Below are 13,714 nucleotides of genomic sequence, written 5' to 3' on the forward strand. Positions count from 1 at the left end.
TACCTGAGATACGCAGAAATTCCCAAGCCCGAGGGCCTAGGAATTCGCTAAAGCTAGCGTAGCACACGAGGGTGTGAAGGTCGGGATTTTCTTAGCCTTGACCTGCCCAAACGATACCTTTCACGTGCTACTTCGAGTACCTCTTCCGGGAATACTTCCCACGCGCCAAGTTGACCGGTTTCCGCGGTGATGATCCCTTGCTTTGCCCACTCGGATACCGTTTTAAAACTCACCGGTACTCCCTGAGATTGGCACCACCGAGCCGCTTGTCGAGCCGAACACGAGTGACCGAGCCGAACCGCAGCTTGTGGCTCATCCGCACCAAGCGATGGCAGCCGCTTCGATAGTGGCGGATCAACAACATCACGGATCGCGCGTGCCTCCGCCACCACCTCCTCAAGACAATCCGACGCCCACTCACATGCAGCCACAGACTCCAGCTCCAAGCGCAGCCACCTCGAGCGCACAGGCAACGTCTTCACTCGAGGCACAGGAAGCCCGAGAGCCTCCGACAAGCAGTCACACCACCCAAAAACCACTGCCTCAGCATGATCCTTGATATCCAGCACAGAGATCACCACTGGCGGTTTTGACGCGCCCTTGACCGCCGCTACTCTCGCATGTGCCCCAGAGGACGGAACAGAAGGAACAAGTAAATCATCAAGATACCGAGCAAGACCTTCAATCTCCAGCAGAGCCTTTTCCAGAACAAACACTTCATCCCTAGAAAGCATTATCGATACCTCCTGCGACCTCGAGAGCGCCTACGTCGCTTTCCCGCGCCGCCTACAGTGCCAGCCCGCCCCGACCCGTCCCGACCCGTCCCGGAAAATCCAGATCTGGCACACTGCCGATCTGCCGGATCTGACTTATTCGGCAGATTATCTGCCAAATCTGGCAGATCCGTTGTTTTGGCTGGTCTTGGCGATTTTTCATGTAAAAGATCGTCGCGACCTTCGTCGAGCGCGCGGAGCCCGGACCCGCGGGCCGCAGATGAGTTGGAGTCGACCGACCCGCGTGCCGCCGATGTTGGCGAGGGGTCAAGGTGGTCTCCAGGCCGAGGGTTCTTCCCCAGTGCCAGATCGTGTTCCGGCTTAGGCACACGGGGAGCTTCGTCAGCTGGTTGCTGACGCGTCCCTCGTACTGTGCTGCTGGGGTTACCAGACCCGCGTGCCGCCACTTCTGGCGAGGGGTCAATGGTTGAACAATCGGGTGATACGCGGGGAACCTGCGTCGCTGGCTGCGACGCCATCCCACGGTCCGTATCTTCATCTGCGCGGGGATCTATGACAGGCTCGCGCATCTCTACGTGGTACAAGGCGGGCTGGGCAACATGATCAGCATGACACGGCGCTACTCGTCCGGCAGGGATGTCCTTGCCACGCTTAGGTGGCAGATTGATGCCATGTTGGTTGGCCCATGGGTGCGAGTTGATCCACTCAATTGTGGCATCTGAATAGTACGGTTCTTTCGGAGCTGGCAGGAGCGGAACCCGTGAGTCAGCCGTCGGATCATTCCCACGCCGTGAATTACATCCACCGCAGGCGACGACCATGGTTTCCACAGTTCCAGCTTCTCCCGGGACCCGATGATCATAAGTGCCGGCAATCTTGCCTTTTCGAGCGCTCCACTTCACTACTTTTCCGCAGTAGCGACAGGCGTCCCCATCGCGAAGGCGGATTTGGATAATGAGGTCTGGATTGCCGTTGTCGGCTTTGCGTTGTTTCTCCCATTCCAGCTCCTCTTGGAGCCGCATGTGGATAAACTCCGGGTCCTCCATGATCTTCCATTGCTTGCGCCCTTCGACTTCTACAGGCTGCATGAGCCCGGCGAACTCACACACACCGAGCAAATCACGGACACGGCCGGGGCCAGCAATGACCGTGGCGGTGCCGAAGTCGACAACATAGTCGGTGATAAACCCGGCTGCTTGAGTTGCGCAACGCACGAGGAACCCAAAGGTCTCATTAAGCAGTCGTTCGTCAAAATCGACGTATTCAACGACGCCTAAGAGGCGTGGATGCATTGCTGCAGTATCACCGAGCCTCAACCACGGCATATCCTTAGTCTCCTCACTACATTCACCAACACCTAACTTTGCTGTCTGCCCATATCTGGGCCTCTGCAGCGCACCGCTCTCACACACAAGTGGTGGCAGCACCTCGCGGTTCTATCCTGTCCGTCTCCGTTTTGATGCTCCACGGCGTTTCCTCCTTCCTTCCCAACAACTCCGACACAAATGGTCCGCATACTCACGCACCGCGCCTCCGAGAATCCGAGTCGCGTTTTTCGATCCAAGAGGCCGGTGGCAGCCACGACAGATGCGCTTGGTTCGGTACTCCGGGCGAATTCCTGCAATGACGCCATCAACCTCGAGGCCCTCAATCTGAAGTTCGAAGAACCGCTGCTTGCACACTTCCAATACTGGGCAATGACGGCATAACGCCACTGCCATGTCATGTCGCGCAGCGATCGAAGCGGCTTTTTCCCGCTCGGCACCAGACTCCCAGAGAGTTACAAACGCACCGTCCTGATCTCGTGGCCGGGGGCGGAATACTGGGCGTCTACATGTTGCCTGCTCAAACTCGGGGCCAATGAATAAGCCTTTGGCCACTTTTCACCATCCCCAGAACACTGCGGGTGGAGCGGCGATCAACACGGCCCCGAGTACAATCAAACTCAATCCTAAGAGCGCCAGAATTACAGTGAGTTCATCCTCTTGCGGCAGTCTAGGGTCACGCATTACGTCGTTTCCTTTCCTTTAGCTGTTTTCTGACGTGTTCTGGCATGCCCTTTGGTACGTCCTTGGGGATCGCGGTACATGCCGCAGCGTGGGGTGCCCACAACAGGTCGCCTTGCTGTTTCGCGAGTTGTTGGGACCGACCACAGACACCGACTGCTCGTGTTTCCTTTTGGCCGTCCGCCCTGGTGAATGTTCGGAGAACAAATGTGCCCTCCGGGTCAGGAGACGGAAGCAATGGAAGCCACGTCCCGGACTGGGTACGGACCCATTTGACGGGCTGCCCACAGTCTTTACACCGTTTTTCCACGAGCTTCCGCCTCCGCTTCCGTTAGAGCTAACTCTGCCCAAGTAAGAATCCTGGTCAAGGTCTTTGCCTGAACACCCATCTCGTGCGACTCAGTCCATGGTTTTACCCACCTGCTGGCGACGTGGATACTGACGAAACGACGCCCGCCAATGACCAGAAATCGGTAGATCTGATCACGCGGCACCAAAAAGCTCGGAATAATCGACGCGAGGTCTCCGACCTCGACATGTACCGTGCCACGGTGACGCGTAAGACCTATGAGATGCCCTGAAGCTGGTTCCATGATGCGGTGGGTTTTTGTCAGCATGGTGGCTCCTCATACACCCCAAAGGACTTCACCTTTGCCCACCCCAAACGCTGCGGGTTATGAGCAGTGGCATCGTTGATCGGCACGGACTTCTTATTCAGCCAAGGAAACATCTTCCAGACACGCCCATCCATGGCCTGGACGTGAGTGCAGTCATTGTCTTTCAAGTCCTTTTCGAAACCGCGGATGTCCTCAGGCTCGGCACCATCAGTCTCGATTAGAGGAACGTAGGTCATGGTGCGACCTCAATTCTGCGCACTAGGTACGAGAGAGCTTCAAGGTCATTGGCTGAGTTTCCTGTCATATACAGCGTTTCGTCACCAACGGTGAACTCCACAAATGGCAATGCTGTACCCAGACCTAACGTCTCGACCACTTCCAAGATTTCTTCCTCGAACAGGTCCGCGTCGCGTTCTACAAACGGCACCTGTAACTGCGAAAGATGGTGCTTGACATGTCGGCAAGCAACGCATGCCGGCCGACTGTAGACCACTGCTTTGATGTCCATGGCTATAGTGGCTTCCTTTCGTTTAGTTGAAGCCGGGCTTGGATGCGCTCTGCGCGAAGTCGCACATCGATATCAGCTGCAGTAAACATCCACCGAACTGTCTCAGCGATGTGCTGCGCTTCCTGGTCACCCGTCGTGACGCCGTCAAGGGTCTTTTCCCAGAAAACAGCCAGTGTGGCCTCAAGATCAGCAATGGCGATCTCAACTTGGTCTCGCTGTTGGCTCATGCTCCGCTCCATACTGCAACGATGCTCATGCCGCATGCCCCGAAAACGACGCCACCGAGGACATCGAAGTACCAGGCTGGGAACAATGATTGGTGTCGCATGACGCCCACTGCAGTGGCTAGCGATGTCAGATCATCGTCTCGCTCGCTGATCATGCCACCACCTGCTTCTGTAGAAAGTTCTCAAGGTCTGCTGGGTCGATAAGGATTCGGTAGTTCTTTGCTTTGCTTGCCCCCGGCGTGCGTTTCCGTGACGGCAACAGTCCTTGCCTGCAAAATTGTCGAATGCTCCACTGGCTGTATCCAGAAATTTCTGCAGCCTGCGCGACTGTCATGAGCTTCGTTGTTACGCCCATGGTGTTTCCTCCTCAGCGCCGAAAGCGACGTTATCGATGCCGTCAGCTAAAGCTCCGGCCGCGAGCTGGAATGCACCGTCGAGGAATGTCTCGATCCGGTAGATTTGGTGATGATCTAGGTCGTACTCAGCTTCGAGCTTGCCCATGATTCCCTCCTGAGCCTCAGCCAGGTTGACACCAACGAGATCTCGGATATTCCACTCTGGCTCGATGCCGGGTTTAGGTGCTATCGTTTTCTTTGACATTGAATTTCCTTTCATTGTTTTCTGGCCGGGTGTTGCTCCACCCGGCTTTTCCTTTTGTTCGAGTTCTAGATAATGGCCAACTGATTGCTGACAGAGAGCCGGTCACGAAGAGTCTCAATTCCTTTTGGCGTGATGCGAAGAGTGGGCGTGGCCTGCTCCCCTCCAAGGGCGTGCAGTCTCTACACCCCCTTGTGCCGATCATGCATGCTTCGAGTCATGTCACGCGCAGAGGAATAGCCCAAAATATCTGCGATATCGGCGGCAACCCATCTCGGTTCACCATCCGAGCCGAGGACGACGCGGACTGGCTCTCCACGGAAACGAAAGGTTTCAAGATCATTCATGGCTGTGCCTTTCGCTAGAAACGCCAGAGTTGTTTGAATGTGCCGCGATCAACTGGACGGTTGATGAACCACCAATCGATGCCGAAGCTAAGGGCTAACAGCGCCAGGAACACAACTGTGCCGGCGATTGACCAATTGAACATTTTCCTTCTCCTCTTGTTCTTTTCCCTATGCGATCTTCTCGATCGTGTTATTTGCTGATGTCAGATGAAGCTGGTCTTTCTGACTCCAGTCACCTTGGTCTTTCGCTTCATTGAGGGATCACTCGGATCTGGCTGGATTAACCTGGACCGGTGACCAATAACCACCTCGATGTGCTCTACGCGCGGTTGGAACGAGCCCGCACGCAACGCGAATCCATGTGGGAGATCGCCTCCGAACAAATCAAGGGCAATCCGATTGAGCAGCGGACTGTAAAACACGCTGACCACATTTCGCTGTACCTCAAACCAACCGCGCCATTCCCACCCGAGCTCTCGATCCTGTTCGGTGAGTGGCTCTACAACGTACGAGCCTTCCTGGACGGATTGCTGTACGAATTGGTAGCTCACGATTCGGGGAAGAACCCGCCTCCAAATGCTGGACGGCTCCAATTCCCGACATTCAAGGACAGGGCTAGCTTCGACGCTAAATTCCATCCGAAGGGATTGAACGAGCGGACGCGCACGATGATCGAACGCATGCAGCCCTATTACGCGACCGGCGGCTACACCGGCAGCGCTTTGTGGTGGATCCACGAACTCGCCCGAATCGATCGGCATCGCCATGGGCACGCTCTCGTTTGGCGCATCATCAAGATCCAACTCGAGTCGGACTCTGCGGTCGTCGACGCCGCAAGAACTCGCGTATGCAACCAATTCGACGCTCTCATCCGGGACGACGAGGAGCTGGAAATCGCGACTATCTACCCGGTTCCCGGCACCAAACCGGACACCAACGACGGCGTAAACATCTGGTGGACAGTCCAGTTCGATGTGCCCGAGTGGTTTCAAAACAGCGTCCGTAGCTACAGTTCGTGGAGCCTTGACGATCGAATGAGGGACATCGAACTGCTGCTTCTGCGGGCTCTCGAAATCTTCAAGCGAGATATCTTTTCCAGCACCTAGATCGGTTTGATTGTCGAATGCCTGGAAAAAGTAATTCCGCATTTCATCCGGAATACGGCGTTCCACGAACTTCACGGCCATGGTTCCCTCCTTTCTACGGTTTGGTGCTCGCATGGCTTCCCCACCACACGAGCGCGGTTTTTAGTTGTTGTGCTTCACTTGTGTTGGGGATGTCTTCCCAGGAAGTGAGGTGAAAACCGATGGAGAACCTTGACATTCCAGGTGCTGGCTTTAGCCACGATGACGTTGAATTTCTCCTTCGAGAAAAAGGACTTTCGACCAGCGCAGATTTGGTCAGCCAACTCTGCGGCATTGAGCATGAACTCAAAACTGGGGTGATGGACCCAAGCGAGGCATGGACTCAGTGCATCCAATTGACTCGACGCAGTTGTTCCGTCATTAGCACCCAGTTCGCCATACTCGAGGCCAGGCTCCTCGCCGTTGAATCGGGTCTCGGCATCGTATAGACCGCGCTGAAGTTTCTCGACTTGCTGCTGGTTGAACTCTCGATCCTCTGGAAGTTGAATCTTTACCCCTGGTGTTGCAGCTCCGGGGGGCTCCTCTTCGCAGATCTTCCGGATCTCTTTGGATACCCTGGTCTCTTCGGCCAGGCACCATGCCAGTCGCTCATCCTGCTCATCAGTCCAGTCGTCAGCGAGTTTCCCGCCCGGGTAGACGATGTCTCGAGATTCCTTTGCGATGGGCTCGATGTAGTCCAAGAGCTCCTGAACACGTTCGGCCTTGGTCTTCTTAATCTGTCCCATGTTTTCCTCCTTTCTGTTTGCTTGTCGACGCCCTAGGCAGCAGTGCCCGGCGCGCTGGTACGGCAGGTGTCGGTGGCTGTGTTGAGTTTCCGGCGATGTCGGTGGCAGCGAACTATCCTTTTGATATGACCGACAAGACTTTCACGCTGGATATCAACGGATATGAGTACGAGTTTCCGTACTGGACTTACCCTTGGATCAAGTTGGCTGTTGGCTACCTCAAAGAGGGCGGTGTGCCTTTGAATCTTCGTGGTCCGGGCGGAATTGATGTGTGGATCAAGCCAGAATATGAGGTGAACTTCGTTTTTCTTGATCCCCGTGATCCCGAGATTCCGGAGAGACTTACCGAATATCAACGTCATCAGTTCATGGACATCTTCGAGGGCGACCGACGGTACGGTTACCGGGTCCTTGACGTCGATGACGATAACGGAGAGCCCGCTTTCTTCGAGTGGGATGACCCCATAGAGCGCGCGCGGCGCACCGGGAATAGCTAGATGATCTAATTGCATTTCCCCTCCTTCCTGTTTGCTTGTCGACGCCCTAGGCAGCCGGGGGCGTGAGCAAGTCCATTGCCTTGCGGTGTGCTTCTCGACGGCGAAGGATTTCCGCTGCGTCGAGAAGATTTATCCCTTCCCCGTATCGCATTGCTTCGAGGTCCTTTGTCGTGACGCCAAGGAAAGTAGCCAAGTCACGATCGCTTTTTGCTCCGATGTCCCGCGCAATCTCATCGAGAGCACCTGGTCTAACCTTAATGAGTGCCATTCCTTCTCCAAGTCCGTTTCGTACTCGCAAGTCCATTATTGACTTGCAAGTACATCTTGTCAAGAGGGGAATTTCTTTACTCCATTTGCGCAGGTCATAATGTAGGTACATAATGTACTCATGGACTTCAAGAAATGGCTTTCTACGCTTCCCGGCGCGCCGACGCCATCTCTCGCGGCCAAAGCTTCCGGGTTAGCAAACCCAACCCTCTTACGGCATGCTGACCGTGGCTATTCCACGGCCGACAATGTCATCGTGATCGCCCGTGCGTATGGTGTGAATATCATTGATGCCCTCGTCGATAATGGATTCCTTGAAGCTCACGAAACGAACGCCGAAAAGCTTCCTACAAAGGAGGCTTTCAAGAGGGCAACAGTGAGTGAGATCCTGGAGGCATTGGTCGAAGCTGTTAATTCCGCTGGAATTGTCGACGGCAAATTCGACATGAACGACATTGCTAATACCGGCAATGACCTTGCCGCCCGGCGTGCATTAAAGGTTGAGCCAGTCGTTGAGCGCGAAGAAGTTGCGGAACTTTCGGACGATGAGATCGTGGCGAAAATCAATTCCGGTGAGTTGAAGGTGGCTGCTCAGAAGCGGACGGCGCCCATTGAGGAAAGCTTTAGTTAGGGGTTGTTATGTCTGCTATGGAGGATCGCTTGGAGGCGATGTGTGAGCGAATGGGCGTAAAGCTTATCGAGCGCCCAGATCTTCGGGTGGATTTGAATGCGTGTTGGCACGCTGATACTCGGTCGATTGTGGTGCGGTGGGGGCTTGATCCCGTGACTCGACGGTGTGCAATCGCGCATGAGCTCGGGCACGCGGAGTTTGGACATGACTGCTCAAGTCCAAGGGCGGAACGTGAGGCGGACGAATTCGCCGCGAAGTTGCTCATCGACTACGACGACGTCGAACGGATCGCCTACGAATCTGGGTGGGCTCCGTCGGAGATCTGCGCTGAGCTTGGCGTGGCACCCGACCTGTTCGAGATGTGGAGCAGGCTTTATGAAGCAGGAAAGATTGACATCAATAACTGGTGTCGGATTTGTTAGGAGTGTCTCAAGATGATGGACAAAAATACGTTCGCCACCGATCTTGGCCTAAAGGCTTGGCGGAAAGCACTATTTAGCCCCGCCATATATCGTTTACCATTTTTAGCAAACACTTCAAAAAGCTTGTTATCTTTGCTAGCGACTTCCGTTTTTCTCATCGCAGCGTGTTCTGCAGATGGTGACACGTCACAAACAAAGACCGACAGCACCGAAGACCAGCAAGTAACCAAGGTTCCTCGGGAGATCTCCGAGACTACCGAAGTACGGGATGCTTTAGCTGGAACAACTTACAACTGCATAGATTGGGACCAGTACTCAGAAAACGCAGCAACGTGTCGAACACAGAATAGTGGGACTCTTCAGATCCATGTTTTTGCCAATCGAACTCAAGCGGAATTCTATGCAGCTCTAACTTTCGATACCGAGAAAGATGTTCCAGCTGTGATTCTCGGTGATAATTGGGCACTTGGATGCCACCGCTGGCAATCCGTTCATGATTGTGGAGTTCTCGCAAGAAAGCTGGATGCCGAGCTGATCGAGCGCGGCCACTGGAATAAATAGAAAACCTCACTCTGCGGCCCTTTTTGCGGCCAGTAGAAGAATACGAACGGCCCTCCACCTGTCCGCCGGCAAGCAAGTCAGATGAAGGGCAACCAACCCGAACTCTACGAATTTTCCAAAGAGTTCAAGCAAGAAAGAAGTCTATCTCATGGCACACGTTCGCGACCTCTGGACGAGCCCGAACCCCGACAAGAACTCCCGCAAGAAACGCATACCGAACAAGCGGTGGGGCGTCGGCAAGCGCTGGCAAGTCCGCTGGGAGGAAAACGGCAAGCCCGTGTCTAAGACCTTCGACTATGAAGACGCTGCGCTGGAGTTCTGCGCCCGCGTCGAGGTCGGGCAAGCGGACGGCACCTGGATCACCAAAGCCAAGGCGGAGCTGACGCTAGAGGACATTTGGGAGCCTTGGCTGGCCACAAAATCCAAAGCATCGGCGAAGACGCGGCGCGACTATGAGTCGTTGTGGAAGGTACATGTGCAGCCAGTGTGGGGCGGTATGCGGTGTGGTGAGATTAGTCGGCCGGCGGTGACGGCCTGGCTGCCGACGCTCACGACGATGAAGGGCGTTGCGGAAGGTGAGCCGCCGCGGGCGTTGGGGTCGTCGCAGGTACGGAAGATCGGGCAGATGATAAAGAGCCTGCTCGACATGGCGGAGGAACTCGGGGCGATCAACAAGAACCCTGTGAAGTCTGGTGATGTACCGAGGCAGGCTAAGGCGGAGCGCCGGTACTTGAAGGTGTGGGAGATCGACGCGATCCTTGAAGCCGCGCCGACTGACGCCTCGAAACTGCTGCTTCGTGTCCTGCTGATGACCGGGCTCCGGCCGGGTGAAGCCAAGGGGCTGAAGGTGCGCGACCTCGATGTTGCGCGCGGGCGTCTCGCGATCCGGCGTGATGTCGACGACCTCGGACACATCGGTGACGTCAAAACCTACAAACACAGGGATGTGCCCATCGGCGGGCTCGTGCTTGATCTCCTTGCAGCTGCGGCTGACGGGCGCGACGATGACGCATGGCTCGTCCCCGACGAACACGGCAAGGTGTGGACGACCGCGCGGTGGCGAAAGATCTGGGCGACGATCCTTATCCACACAGGGATTGGGGATTTGGATACCTACGAGCTACGACATACGGCCGCTAGTTTGGCGATCGCTGCCGGCGCTGACGTCAAAACCGTGCAACTCATGCTCGGGCATTCCTCCGCGACCACGACGCTCGACGTGTACGGCCACCTCTGGGAAGAAGGACTCGACACTCTACCCGGCGCGATGGACGCGCTCATGGCGAAGGAACGCGAGCGCCTCGCCGCCGAGTCTCGAGCACGGGAGGTGTCGGAGGCGGAAAGTCGGCGGGCGAGGTTCAAGGTGATTGGTTAGTACATAACTGATCAGAATGACAGGTTCTTCACCCTGAGAAATCCCAAGAAATCCAAATATGCCACGTCAAAATGTGCAGCCGCGTCCGGCAACTTCACTTTTGAAGTGCCTTGAGGCGCCGATCTCTCGTCAGAAACAATAGTTGCGCCATGAGCCATGGCGCACGCCACAAGCCACGAGTCTGCAACATTGAGAAAATCATCCACTGCCTTCTGCTTAAATTTCGGAGTTCTCTCAAGCTGCGCCCACTGCGCCACTTCGATGTACTTTTCGACTTCAGACTGCGTTGGCTCTAGAACCCGATCATCAGGAACATTGTTGGTGAACCATTCGCTTTGCTCAGAAGACCAAGCGGTTAACTCTTTTTTCACTTCCTTGTGGAAGTACAAATCTCCACCCGGAATGAGATCAGCGAACTCAATCCACAAAGTCCGAAAAATCGCTGGTGGATAAGTATTCCATGTACCAATCACAATGTTCGAATCAATTAAATACATGCTAAACAGCCTCATCCACGAGCGCCATTATATTTTGCAGAGTCTTCTTGCTTCGAATCCCCAAAAATTCAGCAGCTGTAGGTTCCGGCAGGTCGCCTGAGAGCGCCGCCTCGGTAACAGTACTCAGAAATCTGCGCCCAACACGTGAACGTACCAAAACGGGGAACGGAGGTGCGCCATCTGACTTAGCCTTTTGCACAACATTCTTGCCCTTGATTAGGTCAACAATTCGATCAGCATCCGTCTTTTGGACCAATTCCAATTCGACAAGACGCCAAAGCAATGCCTCCTTACTTACGCCGAATCTAATTGCAGTTGCTGCAAGCTGCTCCTCCAGATTTTCACTATCAAATGACACTTTCCTGATGACCGTTTCTGGGATCAATAGAGCCGCTGCAAATTTGTTGCACCACCGCTCAACTACATTGTTCTTTCCTTGGTCACCGGAAAGCCCTGGTGCTGCCTTCGCAACGTGTCCTAGCTCATGAGCAAGACTGAAAAGCTGGGCCGTCTTGCTATCAGATGTGTTCACAAATACCAGAGCATATGATCCTTCACGAAGCGTAAATCCGCGGAATTCGTGTACATCGAGTCGCCGGGCAGTCGAATTTCCAACAATGGAATTTCGCATTACGAGGAGACCATGATCTTCCATCCGATTGACAAGGTCCATGACCTTATCTGCCCCCTTAGGGTGGCCCGTGGAATCCCATCCCAGCGCCTCTCGAACGATTTCAGCGGCTTCCTTAGCTGGAGTAGATGACGATACGATCCCGAGAACGGTAGGTGGCTCCATACCAATTTCGGAAGCGTATTCGGCGTACCAGCCAAGACGTTGCTCTGCGGATTGAATCACTTCACGCAGATTAGCTCCGAACGAATCAACCTTGGCATTGCGAACCGTACGGAAGTCAGGGATCGCAATTTCATCTGGGGTTGGGACTGACAAGAGAAGCCGACCCAGCGGAAGACGAGCAGCTTCCGCAATTTTCCTAGCTTGTGGAAGCGTAGGTTTTTTCGAACCTGACCTCCATTCCTTCAACTTGGGAAATCGTTTCTCAACCTCATTTTCAGAAAGCCCAGAACGCTCCAATGCCCATTCCAGAACATCCGGATGAATTGTAACTTCAACTGCCAAAACTGCTCGCCTCCTTCCTAACCAGAACTATATCCTTCCAACGCGACAAACTCAGCGATATTTCAGCGCTTTTGCTCGTTCCTTATCCGTTCCCTCTACGTTCCGTCAGTGTTCCGTTCGAGACGAAACGACCTGCAACAACTCGCAACAGTGTCGCACACCCAGAAACGCGAAAAAGACCCAGGCAAACACTTGGTTTACCTGGGTCTTTGCTTGTGCGCCCGGAGGGATTCGAACCCCCAACCTTCTGATCCGTAGTCAGATGCTCTATCCGTTGAGCTACGGGCGCTAATTTCACCAGGCCCGGTGAAATCCCTGGCCTAAACCAGGTTTGCGGAGATGACAGGATTTGAACCTGCGGTCCCCAGAAGGGACAACTCCTTAGCAGGGAGCCCCATTCGGCCACTCTGGCACATCTCCAGCCAGTTATCGCTTGTGTACGAAAACCTTAGGCAATCTTACAGGGCCGGGGTGGGAATTGCCAAAACGACCCTGAAGTGCTTCCGAAGTGCTAACGAATCGTCACCTGGCGGGACTTGATGTTCTCCAGGGCGCGGCGCGCTTCTGGGGAGAGGTCTTCGTCGGCTTCGATGGAGGCGGCGATCTTCTTGTCCAGCTTTTCCAGCAGCGGCCCGTAGGTTTCGTAGGCGACGTCTACTGGGAGGTCCCAGACGGGGACGGCGATGCCGTGGGTGCGGAAGACGCCAGCGAATTTGGTGTTTTCGCCCAGGTCAAGTGCGCCGGCGGCGGAGATGCGGGCGAGGGCGCGCATGAGTTTGTCTTCGTCGTCGCGGCGGACCCAGCGGATGTGGGCTTTTTCGCCTGGGTCGATCCACCATGCAACACCATCAAAGGAGCCGGTGACCTGGTAGGACGGCATGATGGTGTCGTTGGCTGCCTTGAGGGACTGTGCGGTGGCGACGTCGAGCTGGGCATCGGATGGGAGCCACCAATTGAAGTCTTCGCGGGCTTGGACGTCGAGGGTGCCGGAGGCGTCGAGAAGTTCGGTGAGTGGGGGCTGGGAGCCGTCGTTGGCGGTGGAGGCCAAGGTGGCCCCGGCTTTGGCGTCGCGGGCCCATGCGAGGGCGTAGGCGAGGTCACGGCCCGGGTTGTGGGTGTGCGACTGGGTTTGCAGGGCGACATAGGCGGTGCCGTCTTCTTGTACCATGCCACCAGCGGCGCCTGGGAGGACGGTGGCGACGTAGACGTCCCGGTCGAATCCCTTGACTGGGAGCTTCGCGAATGCGGAAGGCACGAATTCCTGGAGCGCCACGAGGTCGGCTTCCATCGCCAGTTCGCCGTATGGGCGTGGGTCGCGTTCCAGTGCGGCGCGCTCAGCGGCGCGAGCAGCAAGCTTTGCTTGACGACGGCTCATGCCCTCCGGCAGTTGCTCGTCCTTCTTTTTCTTTTTAGCCATGTC

22 protein-coding genes and 2 tRNA genes are annotated in these 13,714 nt (G+C 55.4%); 7 read left to right on the forward strand and 17 right to left on the reverse strand.

What is annotated here, in order from left to right:
• Positions 1-53: 53 nt before the first annotated feature.
• On the reverse strand, positions 54-734 hold the full coding sequence (locus tag ACZ6ZO_RS09330) for a hypothetical protein (protein ID WP_465292122.1): 681 nt from the start codon (positions 732-734) through the stop codon (positions 54-56).
• Entirely contained in the window at positions 734-2,059 is a 1,326-nt protein-coding gene (locus tag ACZ6ZO_RS09335; protein ID WP_465292124.1) for an HNH endonuclease, read from the reverse strand. The genes ACZ6ZO_RS09330 and ACZ6ZO_RS09335 overlap by 1 nt, the downstream gene beginning before the upstream one ends.
• Before the next feature lie 180 nt (positions 2,060-2,239).
• Between ACZ6ZO_RS09335 and ACZ6ZO_RS09340 the strand changes: the two genes are divergently transcribed.
• The gene (locus ACZ6ZO_RS09340; RefSeq protein WP_465292126.1) at positions 2,240-2,443 is read left to right on the forward strand and encodes a hypothetical protein; all 204 of its coding nucleotides are present in this window, start codon (positions 2,240-2,242) and stop codon (positions 2,441-2,443) included.
• 590 nt (positions 2,444-3,033) lie between these two features.
• Here ACZ6ZO_RS09340 and ACZ6ZO_RS09345 read toward each other — a convergent pair.
• The 8 genes from ACZ6ZO_RS09345 to ACZ6ZO_RS09380 all read right to left on the reverse strand — a co-directional run bounded on the left by ACZ6ZO_RS09345 (position 3,034) and on the right by ACZ6ZO_RS09380 (position 5,179).
• Entirely contained in the window at positions 3,034-3,357 is a 324-nt protein-coding gene (locus ACZ6ZO_RS09345; protein WP_465292128.1) for a hypothetical protein, read from the reverse strand.
• Positions 3,351-3,593: a hypothetical protein gene (locus tag ACZ6ZO_RS09350; RefSeq protein WP_465292130.1), complete on the reverse strand. Its 243-nt coding sequence runs from the start codon at positions 3,591-3,593 to the stop codon at positions 3,351-3,353. Before ACZ6ZO_RS09350 ends, ACZ6ZO_RS09345 begins: the two co-directional genes overlap by 7 nt.
• Entirely contained in the window at positions 3,590-3,865 is a 276-nt protein-coding gene (locus ACZ6ZO_RS09355) for a glutaredoxin family protein (RefSeq protein ID WP_465292132.1), read from the reverse strand. The genes ACZ6ZO_RS09350 and ACZ6ZO_RS09355 overlap by 4 nt, the downstream gene beginning before the upstream one ends.
• Before the next feature lie 2 nt (positions 3,866-3,867).
• A complete protein-coding gene (locus ACZ6ZO_RS09360) occupies positions 3,868-4,092 on the reverse strand; it encodes a hypothetical protein (protein WP_465292134.1) in 225 nt (74 codons plus the stop codon).
• Positions 4,089-4,247, reverse strand: coding sequence for a hypothetical protein (locus tag ACZ6ZO_RS09365; RefSeq protein WP_465292136.1), 159 nt, complete (start codon positions 4,245-4,247; stop codon positions 4,089-4,091). The genes ACZ6ZO_RS09360 and ACZ6ZO_RS09365 overlap by 4 nt, the downstream gene beginning before the upstream one ends.
• Entirely contained in the window at positions 4,244-4,447 is a 204-nt protein-coding gene (locus ACZ6ZO_RS09370; RefSeq protein WP_465292138.1) for a helix-turn-helix domain-containing protein, read from the reverse strand. Before ACZ6ZO_RS09370 ends, ACZ6ZO_RS09365 begins: the two co-directional genes overlap by 4 nt.
• Positions 4,438-4,692, reverse strand: coding sequence for a hypothetical protein (locus ACZ6ZO_RS09375; protein ID WP_465292140.1), 255 nt, complete (start codon positions 4,690-4,692; stop codon positions 4,438-4,440). Before ACZ6ZO_RS09375 ends, ACZ6ZO_RS09370 begins: the two co-directional genes overlap by 10 nt.
• Positions 4,693-5,050: 358 nt before the next feature.
• Positions 5,051-5,179 (reverse strand): hypothetical protein, encoded by a 129-nt coding sequence (locus ACZ6ZO_RS09380; protein ID WP_465292142.1) that lies wholly within the window; start codon positions 5,177-5,179, stop codon positions 5,051-5,053.
• A gap of 150 nt (positions 5,180-5,329) precedes the next feature.
• Here ACZ6ZO_RS09380 and ACZ6ZO_RS09385 point away from each other — a divergent pair, with 150 nt between their 5' ends.
• Positions 5,330-6,142: a hypothetical protein gene (locus ACZ6ZO_RS09385; protein WP_465292144.1), complete on the forward strand. Its 813-nt coding sequence runs from the start codon at positions 5,330-5,332 to the stop codon at positions 6,140-6,142.
• 155 nt (positions 6,143-6,297) lie between these two features.
• On the opposite strand, the gene ACZ6ZO_RS09390 is transcribed toward ACZ6ZO_RS09385, so the two are convergent.
• Positions 6,298-6,906, reverse strand: coding sequence for a hypothetical protein (locus ACZ6ZO_RS09390; protein WP_465292146.1), 609 nt, complete (start codon positions 6,904-6,906; stop codon positions 6,298-6,300).
• 125 nt (positions 6,907-7,031) lie between these two features.
• Here ACZ6ZO_RS09390 and ACZ6ZO_RS09395 point away from each other — a divergent pair, with 125 nt between their 5' ends.
• Positions 7,032-7,403, forward strand: coding sequence for a hypothetical protein (locus ACZ6ZO_RS09395; protein WP_465292148.1), 372 nt, complete (start codon positions 7,032-7,034; stop codon positions 7,401-7,403).
• A 46-nt stretch (positions 7,404-7,449) separates the two neighbouring features.
• On the opposite strand, the gene ACZ6ZO_RS09400 is transcribed toward ACZ6ZO_RS09395, so the two are convergent.
• Complete coding sequence (locus ACZ6ZO_RS09400) at positions 7,450-7,671, reverse strand: hypothetical protein (protein ID WP_465292150.1); 222 nt, start codon at positions 7,669-7,671, stop codon at positions 7,450-7,452.
• A 120-nt stretch (positions 7,672-7,791) separates the two neighbouring features.
• On the opposite strand from ACZ6ZO_RS09400, the gene ACZ6ZO_RS09405 reads away from it, so the two are divergent.
• The 4 genes from ACZ6ZO_RS09405 to ACZ6ZO_RS09420 all read left to right on the forward strand — a co-directional run bounded on the left by ACZ6ZO_RS09405 (position 7,792) and on the right by ACZ6ZO_RS09420 (position 10,659).
• Positions 7,792-8,301: an XRE family transcriptional regulator gene (locus ACZ6ZO_RS09405; RefSeq protein WP_465292152.1), complete on the forward strand. Its 510-nt coding sequence runs from the start codon at positions 7,792-7,794 to the stop codon at positions 8,299-8,301.
• An 8-nt stretch (positions 8,302-8,309) separates the two neighbouring features.
• Positions 8,310-8,723, forward strand: a complete 414-nt coding sequence (locus ACZ6ZO_RS09410) for an ImmA/IrrE family metallo-endopeptidase (protein ID WP_465292154.1) — start codon at positions 8,310-8,312, stop codon at positions 8,721-8,723.
• 12 nt (positions 8,724-8,735) lie between these two features.
• A complete protein-coding gene (locus tag ACZ6ZO_RS09415; protein WP_465292156.1) occupies positions 8,736-9,284 on the forward strand; it encodes a hypothetical protein in 549 nt (182 codons plus the stop codon).
• A 148-nt stretch (positions 9,285-9,432) separates the two neighbouring features.
• A complete protein-coding gene (locus tag ACZ6ZO_RS09420) occupies positions 9,433-10,659 on the forward strand; it encodes a tyrosine-type recombinase/integrase (protein WP_465292158.1) in 1,227 nt (408 codons plus the stop codon).
• An 11-nt stretch (positions 10,660-10,670) separates the two neighbouring features.
• Here ACZ6ZO_RS09420 and ACZ6ZO_RS09425 read toward each other — a convergent pair whose 3' ends face one another.
• The 5 genes from ACZ6ZO_RS09425 to ACZ6ZO_RS09445 form a co-directional block, all read right to left on the reverse strand.
• Positions 10,671-11,156: a DUF4411 family protein gene (locus ACZ6ZO_RS09425; protein ID WP_465292160.1), complete on the reverse strand. Its 486-nt coding sequence runs from the start codon at positions 11,154-11,156 to the stop codon at positions 10,671-10,673.
• Between the two features lies 1 nt (position 11,157).
• A complete protein-coding gene (locus ACZ6ZO_RS09430) occupies positions 11,158-12,294 on the reverse strand; it encodes an ImmA/IrrE family metallo-endopeptidase (protein WP_465292162.1) in 1,137 nt (378 codons plus the stop codon).
• Positions 12,295-12,510: 216 nt separating this feature from the next.
• Positions 12,511-12,583 (reverse strand) — tRNA-Arg (locus tag ACZ6ZO_RS09435).
• A gap of 45 nt (positions 12,584-12,628) precedes the next feature.
• Positions 12,629-12,714 (reverse strand) — tRNA-Ser (locus ACZ6ZO_RS09440).
• 91 nt (positions 12,715-12,805) lie between these two features.
• The gene (locus ACZ6ZO_RS09445; RefSeq protein WP_465292164.1) at positions 12,806-13,711 is read right to left on the reverse strand and encodes a DUF5926 family protein; all 906 of its coding nucleotides are present in this window, start codon (positions 13,709-13,711) and stop codon (positions 12,806-12,808) included.
• Positions 13,712-13,714: the final 3 nt, after the last annotated feature.

It is taken from the genome of Corynebacterium sp. NPDC104732, assembly GCF_055583565.1.